The sequence below is a fragment of the Pseudomonas sp. MDT1-85 genome, from assembly GCF_054898065.1.
Map to the genome: position 1 here is coordinate 2408840 of NZ_CM142715.1, position 16782 is coordinate 2425621.

Sequence of the window (16782 nt, forward strand, 5' to 3'; positions counted from 1 at the left end):
ATTAATCAGTAACGCGTCGCAAAACGACTGTTGCGTCAGCCGGCAAGCATCGGATAGGTGAACAGCCCGAAATGCAGCAGATTCAAACCAAAGTGGGTGGCGATGGCCGCGCCCAATCCGCCGAAACGGTAGGCCAGGCCATAACCGACCCCCGCCAGGCCCGCCAGCAGCATCCATTGCCAGCCAGCGCCCAGATGCACGAGGCCGAACAGCATTGATGCGAGCAACAGGGCAAGATTTTCGCCATAAGGCAGGTGTTTGAACTGCCGGCTCAGACCGCCCTGGATGTAGCCGCGAAACAGCGCTTCTTCCACCAGCGTCACCAGCAACAGATTGTTCAGCACCCACAACCAGGCTTGATCCGGCCATTTCGGGGCCCAACTGATCACGCCCAGCAACAGCGCGCCACCCAAGGCCAGCACGGCGCTTACGGTCAGGCCGAGGGCGGTGGCATAAACGGACAGCTTCAACGAGCGCCGGCCGACAATCCATGGACAAACCAGCAACAGCCAAAAACCGATCAGCGGTTTGTCCTGATTCAGGTACATCGCAAATGGCACGGCATCGTCGGTGAAGCGCTGGGGATCAATGGCGCGACCGTTGTAGAAACCGGGAAGCCAGTGCATTGCCAGTGCCACCGCCAGGAAGATGAACAAGCCGTGGCCGAGGAAGCGGCCGATGGGAATCTGTTGTTGGCGAACGGCGAAACCGGCAAACAGCAGCAACGCGAAAGAGATAGCAGCCAGCCAACCGAGATGGCCGTAGATCAAAGCCAAGCCGTAGCCCATGGAGAGAAGTGTCAGATAAGTCCATGGCAGAGCGATCATGTTAAGTCCTTGTGTCTGAATTCTGCAGGTTGCCTCGGTCCATTGTGGGAGCGAGCCTGCTCGCGATGGGGTCATCACACTCACATCTGTGTTGCCTGACACTCCGCTTCGCGAGCAGGCTCGCTCCCACATTGGTTATGTGTCGTACGATTGGGCGCGCGATTATAGAGACGTACACCGCCTAAACAAAAACACCGCCCGAAGGCGGTGTCGTTGTCGGCAGGCTGTTACGAGGCAATCAACTGCCGCAACACATAATGCAAAATCCCGCCGGCCTTGAAGTACTCCACCTCATTGAGGGTATCGATCCGGCACAACACCTCGATCTTTTCCTTACTGCCGTCTTCACGGGTGACGACCAGTGTCAGGTTCATCCGCGGAGTCAGTTCGACGCCAGTGAGGCCAAGGATGTCCAGGGTTTCCTTGCCGGTGAGGTTCAGGCTCTTGCGGTTCTGATCCAGCTTGAATTGCAACGGCAATACGCCCATGCCCACCAGGTTGGAACGGTGAATCCGCTCGAAGCTCTCGGCGATGACGGCTTTGACTCCTAGCAGATTGGTGCCCTTGGCCGCCCAGTCGCGGCTCGAACCGGTGCCATATTCTTGCCCGGCGATCACCACCAGCGGCGTGCCCGATGCCTGGTAACGCATGGCCGCGTCGTAGATTGGCAGCTTCTCCCCGGTCGGAATGTAAATCGTGTTGCCGCCTTCTTCGCCGCCGAGCATCTCGTTGCGAATCCGGATGTTGGCGAAGGTGCCGCGCATCATCACTTGATGATTGCCGCGACGCGAGCCGTAGGAATTGAAGTCCCGCGGTTCCACCCCTTGCTCGCGCAGGTATTGGCCGGCAGGGCTGTCAGCCTTGATGTTGCCGGCCGGGGAGATGTGGTCGGTGGTCACCGAATCGCCAAGCAGCGCCAGGACTTTCGCCCCTTCGACATCTTTGACCACAGGTGCAGGGCCGCCGATGTCATCGAAGAATGGCGGATGCTGGATATATGTCGAATCGTTGTTCCAGACATAAGTCGCCGCCTGCGGCACTTCGATCGCCTGCCACTGTTCGTCGCCGGCAAACACTTCGGCGTACTCCTTGTGGAACATCGCGGTGTTCACCTGAGTTACCGCGTCGGCGATTTCTTTAGTGCTCGGCCAAATGTCTCGCAGATAAACCGGCTGGCCGTTCTTGTCGTTACCCAATGACTCGCTGCTGATGTCGATGCGCACCGTGCCAGCCAATGCATAGGCGACGACCAGAGGCGGGGAGGCCAGCCAGTTGGTTTTTACCAGCGGATGCACGCGACCTTCGAAGTTGCGGTTGCCCGAGAGCACCGAGGCGACGGTCAGGTCGGCATTCTGAATGGCTTTTTCGATCGGCTCCGGCAACGGTCCGGAGTTGCCGATGCAGGTTGTGCAGCCATAACCGACTAGCGCAAAACCGAGTTCATCAAGGTACTGGGTCAGGCCCGCTGCCTTGTAGTAGTCGGTGACCACTTTCGAACCGGGGGCCAGTGAACTCTTGACCCAGGGTTTGCGCTTGAGGCCTTTCTCTATGGCTTTCTTCGCCACCAGACCCGCGGCCATCATCACGCTGGGGTTGGAGGTGTTGGTGCAGGACGTGATGGCAGCAATCACCACCGCGCCGTTTTTCAGCCGATACGTACGGCCTTCGTGATGGTAGTCCGTTTCGCCGACCAGATCAGCGTTGCCCACGGCAACGCCTCCGCCACCCTCACTTTCGAGGCGACTCTCTTCCTTGGTGGAGGGTTTGAATTGCAGGCCGAGAAAGTCAGTGAACGCTTGCGCGACATTAGGCAACGAGACGCGGTCCTGTGGGCGTTTCGGCCCGGCGAGGCTGGCTTCGACGCTGCCCATGTCCAGGGCCAGGCTGTCGGTGAACTCCGGCTCCTTGCCAGGCAGGCGCCACAGGCCCTGGATCTTGCTGTAGGCCTCCACCAGTTTCACGGTTTGCGGTGTGCGGCCGGACAGGCGCAAGTACTCCAGTGTCACCTCGTCCACCGGGAAGAAGCCGCAGGTGGCGCCATATTCCGGGGCCATGTTGGCGATGGTCGCGCGGTCGGCCAGCGGCAGGTCGGCGAGGCCGTCGCCGTAGAACTCGACGAATTTGCCGACCACACCTTTCTTGCGCAGCATCTGGGTCACCGTCAGCACCAGGTCGGTGGCGGTGATGCCTTCCTTGAGCTTGCCGGTGAGTTTGAAGCCGATCACTTCCGGAATCAGCATCGACACCGGTTGGCCGAGCATTGCCGCTTCCGCTTCGATCCCGCCGACGCCCCAGCCAAGCACGCCGAGGCCGTTGATCATGGTGGTGTGGGAGTCGGTGCCGACCAAAGTGTCCGGGAAGGCATAGGTGCGCCCGTCTTCGTCTTTGGTCCAGACCGTGCGGCCCAGGTACTCGAGGTTGACCTGATGGCAGATGCCGGTGCCCGGTGGCACCACGCAGAAATTGTCGAAGGCGCTCTGGCCCCAGCGCAGGAAGGCGTAACGCTCGTGGTTGCGCTGCATTTCGATGTCGACGTTCTGTTCGAAGGCGCTTGAACTGGCGTACTTGTCGACCATCACCGAGTGGTCGATCACCAGGTCCACCGGCGACAGCGGATTGATTCGCTGCGGGTCGCCACCGGCCTTGGCCATGGCGGCGCGCATGGCGGCCAGGTCGACCACGGCGGGGACGCCGGTAAAGTCCTGCATCAATACCCGCGCAGGCCGGTACTGGATTTCGCGATCGGAGCGACGCTCCTTGAGCCAGGCGGCAATCGCCTTGAGGTCGGCGCCGGTAACGGTTTTCTCGTCCTCCCAGCGCAGCAGGTTTTCCAGCAACACTTTCAACGACATCGGCAGCTTATCGAGATCGCCCAGGCTTTTGGCGGCTTCGGGCAGGCTGAAATAGTGATAGGTCTTGTCGTCGACTTGTAAGGTTTTAAGGGTTTTCAGACTATCGAGGGACGGCATTGAAATGACTCCTTTAAATCCGCACGGCTACGGACTGAGGGAACGAACTGAGGCTTAAACCTAGTCCTGTTTGATGCTTAAGGCTAATTACTGGACTCTATGGAGAAGTCCAAGGTTCCGAACTCGGCTATCATGCGCCGGTTTTCGTGACAGGCTTTGCTTCAACGCAAGTCTGGGCATCGCGCAGTGGCTGAATTCTTCGCCAACTGCCCAGGAGTAAGAATGAACACCCTCTTTATGCATTGTCGGCCGGGCTTCGAAGGTGAAGTCTGTTCCGAGATTTCCGAACATGCCGCGCGGCTGAACGTGGCCGGTTATGCCAAGGCCAAGACCGCCAGCGCCTGCGCCGAATTTATCTGCACCGAAGAAGACGGCGCCGAGCGCTTGATGCGTGGCCAGCGTTTCGCTGACCTGATCTTTCCGCGCCAGTGGGCTCGCGGGATCTTCATCGATCTGCCGGAAACCGACCGCATCAGCGTGATCCTCGCGCACATGGCGGATTTCCCGCTGTGCGGCAGCCTGTGGCTGGAAATGGTCGACACCAACGATGGCAAAGAGCTGTCGAACTTCTGCAAGAAATTCGAAGGCCACCTGCGCAAGGCGCTGATGGCGGCCGGCAAACTGGTGGAAGATGCCCACAAGCCGCGGCTGTTGCTGACCTTCAAGAGTGGCCGCGAAGTGTTCATGGGCCTGGCGGAATCGAACAATTCGGCGATGTGGCCGATGGGCATTCCACGCCTGAAATTCCCGCGTGAAGCGCCGAGCCGTTCGACCCTCAAGCTGGAAGAGGCCTGGCACCATTTCATCCCCCGCGACCAGTGGGACGAGCGCCTGCACAGTGACATGACCGGTGTCGACCTGGGCGCTGCGCCCGGTGGCTGGACCTGGCAACTGGTCAACCGCGGCATGCTGGTGACCGCCATCGACAACGGCCCGATGGCCGAAAGCCTGATGGACACCGGTTTGGTGCAGCACTTGATGGCCGACGGTTTCACCTTCAAGCCCAAGCAACCGGTGGACTGGATGGTTTGCGACATCGTCGAGAAACCGGCGCGCAACGCGGCGATGCTGGAAGAATGGATTGGCGAGGGGCATTGCCGGGAAGCGGTGGTCAACCTCAAGCTGCCGATGAAACAGCGTTATGCCGAAGTGAAGCGCCTGCTGGAGCGTATTGCCGACGGGTTCAAGGCGCGGGGCATTCGGGTCGAGATCGGCTGCAAGCAGCTGTACCACGACCGTGAGGAAGTGACCTGCCATCTGCGCCGGCTCGACGTAAAGAAACCCAAGTCCCGCTGATTCACACGGACCCATGTGGGAGCGGGCTTGCTCGCGAAAGCGGTGGGTCAGTCGACATCAATGTTGAATGTTAGTCCGCATTCGCGAGCAAGCCCGCTCCCACAGGTGACCGAACACCCGGCAATGCGCGACAATGCCGGCAAGTTTCAGGAGTAAATCATGAGTGAAATGATCGATACGCCGGTAGACGGCACCCTCGACGCCACCGGCCTCAATTGCCCGGAGCCGGTGATGATGCTGCACCAGCACATCCGTGACCTGGTGCCCGGCGGCCTGCTGAAGGTGATCGCCACCGACCCGTCGACCCGTCGCGATATCCCCAAGTTTTGCGTGTTTCTCGACCACGAACTGGTCGCCCAGCACGAAGAGGCAGGCACCTACCTCTACTGGATCCGCAAGAAACTCGCTTAACCCGCGGAACGACTGATGCGGATCCGCTTGCGTGCACTGCGCGTCAGGCGGATCGACAGCATCAGTGCCGCGCAACTCAAGCCGACGATCAAACCCTGCCACAACCCGCTCGGGCCACTCGGTGCGCCGAACCAGTCGGTCAGGCCCAAGGCGTAACCCACCGGCAAACCAATCCCCCAGTACGCGAACAGCGTCAGGATCATCGTCACCCGCGTGTCCTGATAGCCGCGCAGTGCGCCCGCCGCCGTCACCTGGATCGCATCGGAAAACTGGAACAGCGCCGAATACACGATCAACATCGCGGCCACCTGAATCACCGTCGGGTCGGCGGTGTAAATCGCAGCGATGGGTTCACGCAGCAACAGCATCATGCTCGCCGACAGGCACGCATAAGCCAGGGCGGTGCCCATGCCGACACCAGCGGCGAAGCGGGCTTCGCGTGGTTCCTCTCGGCCGAGTGCCTGGCCGACTCGCACGGTCACGGCCATACCGAGGGAGTAGGGGATCATGAACACCAGCGAGCTGAAGTTCAGCGCGATCTGGTGCCCGGCGACCACGGTGGCGCCGAGGCTGCCGATCAGCAGGGCGATCACGGCGAAGATGCTCGACTCGGCGAACACCGCAATACCGATCGGAAGGCCGATGCCCAGCAAACGCTTGATCACCGACCACTGTGGCCAGTCGAAACGGCTGAACAACTGACTCGACTGATAGGCCGGCGCCCAGCGCTCCCAGCCGGCCATGCCCAACGCCATCACCCACATCACGATCGCCGTGGCCCAGCCGCAGCCGACGCCACCCATGGCCGGCACACCAAGGTGGCCATAGATGAAGATGTAGTTCAGTGGAATATTCAGCGCCAACCCACACAGGCCAAGGACCATGGCCGGGCGGGTGCGACCCAGGCCATCACTGAAGCAGCGCAGCACGTGATAGAGCGCGACGGCAGGCAAGCCGCTGGCGATGCCGTGCAGATATTGCATGCACGGGCCGATCAGCTCGGGGTCGACCTTCATGATGTGCAGGATCGGTTCGGCGCTGAACAGCATGCCGGTCGCCATCAAACCCACCACCAGCGCCAGCCACAACGCCTGACGCACGATCGGGCCAATCTCGCTGTGCGTGCCGGCGCCGAAGCGTTGGGCGACTTTCGGGGTGGTGGCCAGCAGTGTGCCGGTCATCAGCAGAAACACCGGGACCCAGATCGAGTTGCCCAGCGCCACGGCCGCCAGATCTCGAGGCCCGACACGTCCGGCCATCACCGCATCGACGAAGCCCATGGCAGTGGTCGCCAGTTGCGCGATCATGATCGGCAACGCCAGGCCGAGCAGGTTTTTCAGCTCCAGGCGAACCCGGGCCGGGCGGGTGAGGGAAATAGCGGCGGGGCGGTCAGTCACGGAATTCAAGGCGAAACGTCCAAAAGGTTTTGATGCGCAGGCGGCGCATTCTACGCCTTGACGCAGTGGTCAGGAAAAGATCCTGTGTTAGGGATTTGTAATCTCTCAATCCTGCGCACACCCTGTGTAGGAGCTGCCGAAGGCTGCGATCTTTTGATCTTCTCTTTTGGCTTGAAAGGTTTGGTTAGCTTTATTTAAAGACAAGATCAAAAGATCGCAGCCTTCGACAGCTCCTACGGGGGATCGGTGCTAGTCGTTTGGTGTCATCTGCGCCTAAACTGCCGATCCGCCAAAGGAACCTGCCATGCTGATTGTTGCCGACGAAAATATCCCGCTGCTCGATGCCTTCTTCGCAGGTTTCGGTGAAATCCGCCGGGTGCCGGGACGTGCCATCGACTGCGCCACTGTCGAGCAGGCCGATGTGCTGTTGGTGCGCTCGGTGACCAACGTCAACCGCGAATTGCTCGAAGGCAGCAAGGTGCGTTTCGTCGGCACGTGCACCATCGGCACCGATCACCTGGATCTGGATTACTTTCAACAGGCCGGCATCACCTGGTCCAGCGCGCCAGGCTGCAATGCCCGGGGTGTGGTCGATTACGTGCTGGGCAGTCTGCTGACCCTGGCTGAAATCGAAGGTGCCGACCTGACTCAACGCACCTACGGTGTGGTCGGTGCCGGCGAAGTGGGCGGGCGGCTGGTCAACGTTCTGCAAGGTCTGGGCTGGAATGTGCTGGTCTGCGATCCACCACGGCAAGCCGCTGAAGGCGGCGATTACGTCAGCCTTGAGCAGATCATCGAGCAATGCGACGTCATCAGCCTGCACACTCCGCTGGACAAGCAAGGCCCTCAGTTGACCTGGCATCTGTTCGATAAAAAACGATTGAACCAACTCAAGCCTGGCACTTGGCTGATCAACGCCAGTCGTGGCCCGGTCATCGATAACGCCGCCCTGCGCCAGGTGCTGCTGGAGCGTGAAGACCTGCAAGCGGTGCTGGATGTCTGGGAAGGCGAGCCTGAGGTCGATGTGACACTGGCCGAGTTGTGTGTGCTGGCGACGCCGCACATTGCCGGTTACAGCCTCGACGGCAAACAGCGCGGGACGGCGCAGATCTATCAGGCGTTTTGCGACTTCCTCGGGCAACCGGAACAGGTTCACCTGAGCGACTTGCTGCCAGCCCCTTGGCTGTCGGCAGTGACGCTGAACGCTGACAGCGATCCGGCCTGGGCGCTGGCGATGTTGTGCCGTGGCGTGTACGACCCACGCCGTGACGACGCGGATTTCCGTCGCAGCCTTGTAGGTAATGTGAGCGAGCAGCGTGCGGCGTTCGATGCGCTGCGCAAACATTACCCGCTGCGGCGTGAGATTGATGGATTGAAGGTGCGGCTCGAGGGGGATTCGCCGGCGTTGCAGCGGATTGTGGCGGCGTTGGGTGCTTCGGCTGTCTGAATACCGCGTTGGCTTTATCGCGAGCAGGCTCGCTCCCACAATAGATCTTCAGTGAATATAGGTTTTCTATACGACCGAGATTAGATGTGGGAGCGAGCCTGCTCGCGATGGCGCGCACCACCATTTCCGGATAAGCACCCATAAAAAACCCGGCCATCTGGGCCGGGTCAAGAAGACGGTGGCTATATCACTCTTCTTCGGCAGGCTTGACCAATCGCTTCTCCAGTTCGCGGCAAGCGTCCTGGATCATGTTTTCAGTGATCGGTACTTCGTGCCCATCCTTATCAATAATCGAGCAACCCAGAGACTGGTCTGGTTGCGTGCGGATCACTGGAATCTTGTCATCGCTGCTGTTTTGCAAGGACATGGCCTGTCTCCTCATCAGGTTGTGTGCTTACTGTAAAACCGCCAAGTGACCGGGCTGTGACAACTCCTGCGATCTTTCAGGTCGGCATCTTCAGTCCATCAGAAATACCCGGACGTTTCCACCCGGACTTTAGACCAATAATCTCTAGCCACTAGTCTTGGCGGTCATAATTAACCTGACTCATTATGATTTACAGCGTTCAATCCCGTTGACCGGTGTAGGCTTGGTCGGGTCAAAGCCATTGGTTGCGCCTTCGGATGATCTTCATGCTCTCTTCCCGTCACCGCCGCGCCATTCGTCTGGCCAGCCGTTTCCTCGCACCTTATCGCTGGCCGGCCTTCGGCGCTTTGCTGGCGTTGATCGTCACTGCCGGCATCACCTTGTCCATGGGGCAGGGTATTCGCCTGCTGGTGGACGAGGGTTTCATGACCCAGTCGCCGCATTTGCTCAACCGATCCATCGGCGTGTTCATGCTGCTGGTGGTTGGTCTGGCGATTGGCACCTTTGCGCGTTTTTACCTGGTGTCGTGGATCGGCGAGCGCGTTGTCGCCGACATCCGCCGTCGGGTGTTCAATCATCTGGTCTACCTTCATCCGGGGTTCTATGAAGACAACCGCAGCTCCGAGATCCAGTCGCGGCTGACCGCCGACACCACGCTGTTGCAATCGGTAATCGGCTCTTCGCTGTCGCTGTTCCTGCGCAATGGGCTGATGGTGATCGGCGGGATTGTCTTGCTGTTTATCACCAACCCCAAACTCACCAGTATCGTGGTGGTCGCGTTGCCGCTAGTGGTCGCGCCGATCCTGATTTTTGGTCGCCGGGTGCGCACCCTGTCGCGTCTGAGCCAGGACCGGATTGCCGATATCGGCAGCTATGTCTCCGAAACCCTGAGTCAGATCAAAACCGTGCAGGCCTACAACCATCAGGTTCAGGACGAGCAGCGTTTTGCCATAACCGTGGAAGAGGCTTTCGATACTGCCCGCAAGCGCATCTTCCAGCGGGCCTGGTTGATTACTCTGGTGATCCTGCTGGTGTTGGGCGCGGTCGGGGTGATGCTCTGGGTCGGCGGCATGGATGTCATCGCCGGGCGGATTTCCGCGGGTGAACTGGCAGCGTTCGTCTTTTACAGCCTGATCGTCGGCGGTGCCTTCGGCACATTGAGTGAAGTGATCGGCGAGCTGCAGCGAGCGGCGGGGGCGGCGGAACGAATTGCCGAGTTACTGCGTTCGGAAAACATCATCCAGCCACCGACCCAGGGCCTGGTGACTTTGCCTGAACGGGTGAAGGGCGATCTGGTGCTACACGATGTGCGCTTTTCCTACCCGTCGCGTCCACAAAGCTATGCCGTCGATGGTCTGAATCTGACGATCAACGCTGGCGAAACCCTTGCATTGGTCGGGCCGTCCGGTGCTGGCAAATCGACGGTGTATGACCTGCTGTTGCGCTTTTACGACCCCATCGAAGGACGCATCCTGCTGGACGGTGTGCCGCTGACTCAACTCGATCCTCTGGACCTGCGTCGCTGCTTCGCCCTCGTCTCGCAAACCCCGGCGCTGTTCTTCGGCAGCATCGAAGAGAACATTCGCTACGGCCACCCGACGGCGACTCTGGCTCAAGTCCAGGAAGCCGCGAAAATCGCCTATGCCCACGACTTCATCGAGCAAATGCCCAACGGTTACCAGACTCACCTCGGCGACGCTGGTCTCGGTTTGTCCGGCGGGCAACGCCAACGCCTCGCCATCGCCCGGGCGCTGTTGGTGGATGCGCCAATCCTGCTGCTGGACGAAGCCACCAGCGCCCTCGACGCCCAGAGCGAGCACCTGATCCAGCAAGCCCTGCCCAGCCTGATGAAAAATCGCACCACACTGGTCATCGCCCACCGACTGGCCACGGTGAAAAACGCTGACAGGATCGCAGTGATGGACCAAGGGAAACTGGTGGCGGTGGGGACGCATCAGGAGTTGATTGCGAGTAATGCACTGTATGCCCGGCTGGCGGCGTTGCAGTTCAATGACGGCAAGGCCGAAACCGATCTGCGAGTGTAGGAGTTGGCATCCGTTGATTGTCTGTTGCGTATTTCATTACGAGTTTGAATTCATCCATCCATTCGCTGATGGCAACGGGAGGATGGGGCGCCTTTGGCAGAACTTGATACTCAGTCAGTGGCGTCCAATGTTGGCCTATTTGCCGGTCGAATCGGTGATTCAAGAGCAGCAGAACGATTATTACGCAGCATTATCGGCTGCTGACCAATTTGCCGAATCAACTCCTTTTGTCGAGTTCATGCTGCAAGCATTGAGCGTCGCTCTTGGGGACGAACTTGGTAAAAAAACTGCGACATGGTCAAGGCCGGCGTAGGAGCTGCCGCAGGCTGCGATCTTTTGATCTTTCTTTTGAACAGTGAACAAAAATGCCCGCATCGATTGATGCGGGCATTTTTTTGGTGCTTTTAAAGAAGCGAAGATCAAAAGATCGCAGCCTGCGGCAGCTCCTACAGGTACCCGATGAAAGCTTGGTGGCGTTTCACCGGGCGGGACGGGATTAGAAGCTTCATTGATCGTCGAAATACCGCTCATGCCAATCCACCAACGGTTGTGGTGAGTTGAGTTTCTGGCCGTAGATCACCGAGTACGACAACACGTTTTGCACGTACTGGCGGGTTTCGTCGAACGGGATGCTTTCCACCCACACATCGAAGCTCAGGTGATCGGCGCCACGCAGCCATTGGCGTACGCGGCCGGGGCCGGCGTTGTAGGCGGCGGAGGCGAGGACGCGGTTGCCGTTGAACTGGCTGTGGACCTGGCTCAGGTAAGCGGCACCGAGCTGGATGTTCTTGTCCGGATCGAACACTTGCTGCGGTGACGCGAGGGGAATGCTGAACTTGCGCGCGGTTTCCTTGGCGGTGCCGGGCATCAGTTGCATCAGGCCGCTGGCCCCGACGCCGGAGCGTGCATCGGCCATGAAGGCGCTTTCCTGACGGGTGATGGCGAATACCCAGCTCGAGTGAAGTCCACGGACCTTGGCTTCACGGACCAGAGTTTCGCGGTGAGCCATCGGGAAGCGGATATCCAGGTCGTCCCAGTACTTCGCCTGACTGATGGTGCGGATCGCCGGGAAATACCATTTCAGGTCGTAAGCCAGTTTCGCCTGGGCGACCATTTCGTCACGGCTGAAGTGCCGGCTGACGTGGTACCACTCGCGACGACCGTCGACAATCTGCCCGCGAGCATGGAATTCCAGGGCGCGTCGTATGCCGGGGGTATTGCGTACCTTGTTGATCAGCGCCTGACTGAGCACCAGCGGTTTGTTGTTCAGCGAATAGGGGGATTGCGAGCGGTCGGCCGCCAGGAAGCCATAGAAGTCACGCTCGTTAGCCAGGTTCTTGTAAAGCGTCTGTGCTTCCGGATTCTGTGGCTGGGCCAGCTCCAGGCTGCGAGCCTGCCAGTAACGCCAGCGGTTGGTGGTGGCCAGGTCCTGGGGCAGGCGGCGGGTCAATTGATAGGCATCGTCCCAACGGGCCAGGCGCAATAGCAGGCGCAGGCGCCATTCGGAAACGGTGTTGTCCCGCAGTTCCGGGTCGTATTTGGTCATCACGTCCAGCGCGCGGCTGTCGAAACGACGAGCCAGGGTCAGCCCTATTTCCCGGGCAATCGCGACTTTTTCGTCACGGGAGAAGTGCATGCTGCTGGCGTAACCATCGAGCAGGGCCATGGCCTTGTCCGGATCCTGACGAGCCAGACGGCGCAGGCCGAGGCTGACGATGTCCGACATCGGCTCATCGGCCGGGGTGAAACGCGACGGCTGATTGAGCAACTCGGGTTTCTGCGCCACATCCACCAGCAGGCGACCGCGCGGGGCGAGAGTCGTCAGGCCATTGATCAGGCTGTTGGCGAGCGGATAGTTGCGCGCCTGGGCGGCGAGTTTGGTGCGCTCCCAGCGTTTCTGTTCGGTCAGTTGACCCTCGGCGGCCCACATGCCGAACAAACCATCGCAGGCGTCGGGCTGGGTTTTGCCGGTCAGCCAGAGCTTGTCAGCGTTGGCGTAGCCTTCGGTCTTGCGGTTATGGCTGATCTGATACTGCGCGTTCAGGCAGTCCAGTTCGGTGAAGTTGAGTTTGGGGTCATAATATTTGACGAAGGTTGCCCAATCGCCGCGTTCGGCCAGCCAGCGCAGCCAGCGCAACTTCATCCAGTTGGCTTGCGGCAGGTCACCGTGTTCGGCGAGGAATTTCTCGATTTCGGCGTTGCTCGCGGTTTTCAGACGCGCGGTCAATTCGTCATAAGCCAGATAGGGCTCCAGCGGATAATCGCGCAGGGCCTGGCTGTAACGAAAATAAGGGCCGGAATCGCCTTTGGCCAAGGCACGCTTGGCTTCATCGTAATACTGACGTTGGGTGGACAGGTCCACCGCCTGGGCGGATTGAGCGACAGCCGCTGTAAGAAGCAAACACGAAAAAAGATTGAAAAGGCGACTGCGCATGAGACGTCCGGGCAGAGAAATCATGACAAGTGCCAGCAAGCGCGGCACTGAATTGTCTGTAGCTTAGCCTTTTGCCAGCAAGGGGCGAAAGCTTTGCCGAGCTGTTGGCACAAGTTCGCAACAATTGTTGTGCAGAGTGCTTCGACATTGAAATTGCCGGCCTTCTGAAGCCTCAAGTCAGGTAGAATGCGCGCCCGGTTTTTGGAGAAGCTCATGACCCTGCTCAAATTCAGCGATGTGTCCCTTGCTTTCGGCGCTATGCCGTTGTTGGACAAGGTGTCCTGGCAGATCGCCCGTGGTGAGCGGGTGTGCATCATCGGCCGCAATGGCACTGGCAAGTCCAGCATGATGAAGCTCGTCAAGGGCGACCAGAAGCCTGATGACGGCTCTGTTTGGCGCGCACCTGGCCTCAAGATTGGCGAATTGCCGCAAGAATTGCCGGTAGCCGACGAGCGGACCGTGTTCGACGTGGTTGCCGAAGGCCTGGACGGTGTCGGCGAGCTGCTCGCGCAGTATCACCACCTGAGCCAGAACATCGTCACCGACGCCGATCTGGACAAACTGATGCACGTCCAGCACGACCTCGAAGCCCGCGACGGCTGGCGTTTGCAGCAGCTGGTCGACAGCACCTTGAGCCGCTTGCAACTGCCGGCCGACAAGACCCTCGCCGAATTGTCCGGCGGCTGGCGTCGCCGCGTCCTGCTGGCGCAGGCTCTGGTTTCCGAACCGGATCTGCTGCTGCTCGACGAACCGACCAACCACCTGGACATCGGTGCAATCGCCTGGCTCGAAGAAGCGCTGAAGGATTTCCAGGGCGCCGTGCTGTTCATCACGCACGACCGTTCATTCCTGCAGAACCTCGCGACCCGCATCCTGGAACTGGATCGTGGCGGCCTGATTGACTGGAACGGCGACTACGCGAGTTTCCTCGTGCACAAAGAGGCGTCTCTGGCTGCTGAAGAAACTGCCAACGCGCTGTTCGACAAGAAACTGGCCCAGGAAGAAGTCTGGATCCGCCAAGGCATCAAGGCTCGCCGCACCCGTAACGAAGGCCGCGTCCGCGCCCTGAAAGCCCTGCGCGTCGAACGCAGCGAGCGTCGTGAACGCACCGGCAAGGCCAACATTCAGTTGGATACCGCCGACAAGTCCGGCAAGCAGGTGATGGTCCTCGAGAACGTGAGCTTCGCTCACCCGGGTGGCCCGTTCCTGATCAAGGATTTCTCGATGGTCCTGACGCGCGGCGACCGTATCGGTCTGCTTGGCGCCAACGGTACCGGCAAGACCACGCTGCTGAAGCTGATGCTCAGCGGTCTGCAACCGACCAGCGGCAAAGTGGAAGAGGGCACGCGCATCGACGTGGCCTACTTCGACCAGTTGCGCCATCAGCTGGACCTGGAAAAGACCGTGATCGACAACGTGGCCGAAGGTCGCGATTTCATCGATATCGATGGTCAGAGCCGCCATGTGCTGAGCTACCTCGGCGACTTCCTGTTCAGCCCGCAGCGTGCCCGCACGCCGGTCAAGGCGCTGTCCGGTGGTGAGCGTGCCCGTCTGTTGCTGGCCAAGCTGTTCAGCAAACCGGCGAACCTGCTGGTACTCGACGAACCGACCAACGACCTGGACGTGGAAACCCTCGAGCTGCTGGAAGAGGTCTTGCTGACCTTCAACGGCACCGTGCTGATGGTCAGCCACGACCGGGCATTCCTCGACAACGTGGTCACCAGCACCTTGGTCTTCGAAGGCGAAGGCAAGGTTCGCGAATACGTCGGTGGTTATCAGGACTGGCTGCGTCAGGGCGGCTCGCCGCGCCTGTTGGGCGTGACCGAGAGCAAGTCCGGCAAGGCCGATCTGAGCTCGGCAGTTGTGACCGCCGAAGCTGCGCCAGTTGCTGCGGCAGTCGAAGCGCCGGTGGCAAAGAAGAAGCTCAGCTACAAGTTGCAGCGTGAGTTGGAAATGTTGCCGAGTCAGATCGAAGCCATGGAGCAGCAGATCGTGGTGGTCGAAGCGCAGATGGCGGATGCCGGCTTCTATCAGCGTCCTGCTGCTGAAACAGCTGCGGTGATCGCTCAGCTTGAGCAGTTGCAGGCTGAGCTCGACGTGATGGTCGAGCGCTGGGCCGAGCTGGATGCCTGATTGATCTGGCAATAAAAAAGCCCGACCTCGGTAACTCGAGTGTCGGGCTTTTCGTAGGAGCTGCCGAAGGCTGCGATCTTTTGACTTGTTTTTAAGGGCAAGATCAAAAGATCGCAGCCTTCGGCAGCTCCTACAGGGGTTTCGTGTTGTCAGCTTTTGATCAGGCGCACCGCCAGCACATCGCAAGGCGCGCCGTGCAGTACGTCATTGGCGGTGGAGCCGAGCAACAGCGCCAGACCGTGTCGGCCATGACTGCCCACCACGATCAGGTCGCACGTTTGCTCCTTGGCGAGGTGGTGAATCTCCTGACGCGGCTGGCCGTAGGTCAAGTGACTGTATTCCTTGGAAAGTTCCGGGTATTTCACGATCAGGCGCTCAAGGCGCTCTTTGGCCTGATCGAACTGTTGCTGTTGCAACTGGGAAAGGTCCATCGGCACGTCGCCGCCAAAGGCCATGGCCATCGGTTCGACGATATGCACCAGGGACAGCTTCGCGCCATTGCTCACCGAGAGTTCGCGAGCTCGGTGGATTACAGGATCGCACTCTTCGGTTAGATCTACAGCGACCAGAATATGGTGGTAGGGCATGAGGTGCTCCTCCTGAGGATTGGAATATTGATAAGTATGGCGGGTTTCAAGCGCATTGGTTTCAAAGTGACTCAATGGGCTCATCAAGAATCGGGAGTACACATATGACGGTCTGGATAGTGGTGTCAATCCTGCTGGTGGTCTTGAGCCCGCTGGCCTGGTTGCGACCCTCTCGTGCTCAGAGCGGGCGCATAGCCCTGCGCATGGAGGCGCGGCGCATTGGCCTTGCCATGCAGCTGGCGCCCCAGGAATGGCCACATTGGCTGAGCCAGGAGCCACCAAGCCCTTGCGCCCAGTACCATCGGCCGCGCCGTGGCACGCGCCCGGCGTGCTGGAGTTACTGGCAGAAGGCGCCGGGCGTGTGGGTCAATCAGTGGCAGGAGGTCTGTGAGGATGGAATGTTGCTGAATCATTTCGAAAAATTGCCTGCCAACGTCTATAAGGTCGAGGCAGACAAGCAAATGATTGCCCTGTATTGGGGCGAGAAGGGCGAGGCATCTGTTTTGCAACAAATCGACACCACCCTCAAAGCACTCGCCTGAACCCGATCCGTAGCAGCTGCCGAGCCTGCGAGGCTGCGTCCGGCTGCGAAGCAGTCGTAAATCGGGCGCCGTGGGTACATGAGGCTGATCGCGTGCTCAGGGTTTACGACGACTTCGTCGCCGGACGCAGCCTCGCAGGCTCGGCAGCTGCTACAGGTTTTGCAGGCAATAAAAAGCCCGACATCATCATCGGGCTGAGGTTGGCCAGGCAGGCCGGTAATTCTGTAGGGCTGATCTTACGCTGGGGCATTCGTCAAAGCGTTCAAATTTTTTCTTCAAGGTCCCGCCAGCGTAGCTTGTTACGGTAATTAGGGCGACTTTTCTAAC

The 16782-nt window shown here is 59.7% G+C and carries 12 protein-coding genes and 1 pseudogene; 7 read left to right on the forward strand and 6 right to left on the reverse strand.

The genetic code is table 11. The annotated features are described in order from the left end of the window. Positions 1 to 35: 35 nt before the first annotated feature. Both ACYZT2_RS10930 and acnA read right to left on the reverse strand, forming a co-directional pair. Entirely contained in the window at positions 36 to 827 is a 792-nt protein-coding gene (locus tag ACYZT2_RS10930) for a lysostaphin resistance A-like protein (RefSeq protein ID WP_461972016.1), read from the reverse strand. Between the two features lie 227 nt (positions 828 to 1054). Then, positions 1055 to 3796 carry an aconitate hydratase AcnA gene (gene acnA, locus ACYZT2_RS10935; RefSeq protein ID WP_461972018.1) on the reverse strand — a complete coding sequence of 914 codons (2742 nt, stop codon included), beginning with the start codon at positions 3794 to 3796 and terminating at the stop codon, positions 1055 to 1057. Positions 3797 to 4018: 222 nt separating this feature from the next. Here acnA and rlmM point away from each other — a divergent pair, with 222 nt between their 5' ends. Together rlmM and tusA are read left to right on the forward strand one after the other, a co-directional pair. After that, positions 4019 to 5092 carry a 23S rRNA (cytidine(2498)-2'-O)-methyltransferase RlmM gene (rlmM, locus tag ACYZT2_RS10940; protein WP_258621080.1) on the forward strand — a complete coding sequence of 358 codons (1074 nt, stop codon included), beginning with the start codon at positions 4019 to 4021 and terminating at the stop codon, positions 5090 to 5092. 159 nt (positions 5093 to 5251) lie between these two features. Further along, positions 5252 to 5503 (forward strand): sulfurtransferase TusA, encoded by a 252-nt coding sequence (gene tusA / locus ACYZT2_RS10945; RefSeq protein ID WP_007907805.1) that lies wholly within the window; start codon positions 5252 to 5254, stop codon positions 5501 to 5503. On the opposite strand, the gene ACYZT2_RS10950 is transcribed toward tusA, so the two are convergent. Next, on the reverse strand, positions 5500 to 6909 hold the full coding sequence (locus ACYZT2_RS10950) for an MATE family efflux transporter (protein ID WP_461972021.1): 1410 nt from the start codon (positions 6907 to 6909) through the stop codon (positions 5500 to 5502). The two genes, tusA and ACYZT2_RS10950, sit on opposite strands and share 4 nt — an antisense overlap. 295 nt (positions 6910 to 7204) lie before the next feature. Between ACYZT2_RS10950 and pdxB the strand changes: the two genes are divergently transcribed. Further along, positions 7205 to 8347, forward strand: a complete 1143-nt coding sequence (gene pdxB / locus ACYZT2_RS10955; protein WP_461972023.1) for a 4-phosphoerythronate dehydrogenase PdxB — start codon at positions 7205 to 7207, stop codon at positions 8345 to 8347. A 187-nt stretch (positions 8348 to 8534) separates the two neighbouring features. Here the strand turns inward: pdxB and ACYZT2_RS10960 are convergent, their stop codons facing one another. Then, positions 8535 to 8714 carry a PA1571 family protein gene (locus ACYZT2_RS10960; RefSeq protein WP_253552515.1) on the reverse strand — a complete coding sequence of 60 codons (180 nt, stop codon included), beginning with the start codon at positions 8712 to 8714 and terminating at the stop codon, positions 8535 to 8537. A gap of 266 nt (positions 8715 to 8980) precedes the next feature. Between ACYZT2_RS10960 and ACYZT2_RS10965 the strand changes: the two genes are divergently transcribed. Then, complete coding sequence (locus ACYZT2_RS10965) at positions 8981 to 10759, forward strand: ABC transporter transmembrane domain-containing protein (RefSeq protein WP_461972025.1); 1779 nt, start codon at positions 8981 to 8983, stop codon at positions 10757 to 10759. 4 nt (positions 10760 to 10763) lie between these two features. Beyond that, positions 10764 to 11072, forward strand: a pseudogene (locus tag ACYZT2_RS10970) (Fic family protein); the annotation flags it as partial. A gap of 192 nt (positions 11073 to 11264) precedes the next feature. Here the strand turns inward: ACYZT2_RS10970 and ACYZT2_RS10975 are convergent. Then, positions 11265 to 13193, reverse strand: a complete 1929-nt coding sequence (locus tag ACYZT2_RS10975; protein ID WP_253552521.1) for a transglycosylase SLT domain-containing protein — start codon at positions 13191 to 13193, stop codon at positions 11265 to 11267. Positions 13194 to 13406: 213 nt separating this feature from the next. Between ACYZT2_RS10975 and ACYZT2_RS10980 the strand changes: the two genes are divergently transcribed. Then, positions 13407 to 15326, forward strand: a complete 1920-nt coding sequence (locus ACYZT2_RS10980; RefSeq protein ID WP_461972028.1) for an ATP-binding cassette domain-containing protein — start codon at positions 13407 to 13409, stop codon at positions 15324 to 15326. Positions 15327 to 15475: 149 nt separating this feature from the next. Here ACYZT2_RS10980 and ACYZT2_RS10985 read toward each other — a convergent pair whose 3' ends face one another. Continuing rightward, on the reverse strand, positions 15476 to 15913 hold the full coding sequence (locus ACYZT2_RS10985; RefSeq protein ID WP_030128421.1) for a universal stress protein: 438 nt from the start codon (positions 15911 to 15913) through the stop codon (positions 15476 to 15478). A gap of 104 nt (positions 15914 to 16017) precedes the next feature. On the opposite strand from ACYZT2_RS10985, the gene ACYZT2_RS10990 reads away from it, so the two are divergent. Next, positions 16018 to 16455, forward strand: a complete 438-nt coding sequence (locus ACYZT2_RS10990) for a hypothetical protein (protein WP_461972030.1) — start codon at positions 16018 to 16020, stop codon at positions 16453 to 16455. Positions 16456 to 16782: the final 327 nt, after the last annotated feature.

Coding starts and splice junctions, on each gene's coding strand:
- rlmM (WP_258621080.1), top strand. CDS start 4,019: ATGAACACCCTCTTTATGCATTGTCGGCCGGGCTTCGAAGGTGAAGTC.
- pdxB (WP_461972023.1), top strand. CDS start 7,205: ATGCTGATTGTTGCCGACGAAAATATCCCGCTGCTCGATGCCTTCTTC.
- ACYZT2_RS10990 (WP_461972030.1), top strand. CDS start 16,018: ATGACGGTCTGGATAGTGGTGTCAATCCTGCTGGTGGTCTTGAGCCCG.
- ACYZT2_RS10960 (WP_253552515.1), bottom strand. CDS start 8,714: ATGTCCTTGCAAAACAGCAGCGATGACAAGATTCCAGTGATCCGCACG.
- ACYZT2_RS10965 (WP_461972025.1), top strand. CDS start 8,981: ATGCTCTCTTCCCGTCACCGCCGCGCCATTCGTCTGGCCAGCCGTTTC.
- ACYZT2_RS10930 (WP_461972016.1), bottom strand. CDS start 827: ATGATCGCTCTGCCATGGACTTATCTGACACTTCTCTCCATGGGCTAC.
- acnA (WP_461972018.1), bottom strand. CDS start 3,796: ATGCCGTCCCTCGATAGTCTGAAAACCCTTAAAACCTTACAAGTCGAC.
- tusA (WP_007907805.1), top strand. CDS start 5,252: ATGAGTGAAATGATCGATACGCCGGTAGACGGCACCCTCGACGCCACC.
- ACYZT2_RS10980 (WP_461972028.1), top strand. CDS start 13,407: ATGACCCTGCTCAAATTCAGCGATGTGTCCCTTGCTTTCGGCGCTATG.
- ACYZT2_RS10985 (WP_030128421.1), bottom strand. CDS start 15,913: ATGCCCTACCACCATATTCTGGTCGCTGTAGATCTAACCGAAGAGTGC.
- ACYZT2_RS10975 (WP_253552521.1), bottom strand. CDS start 13,193: ATGCGCAGTCGCCTTTTCAATCTTTTTTCGTGTTTGCTTCTTACAGCG.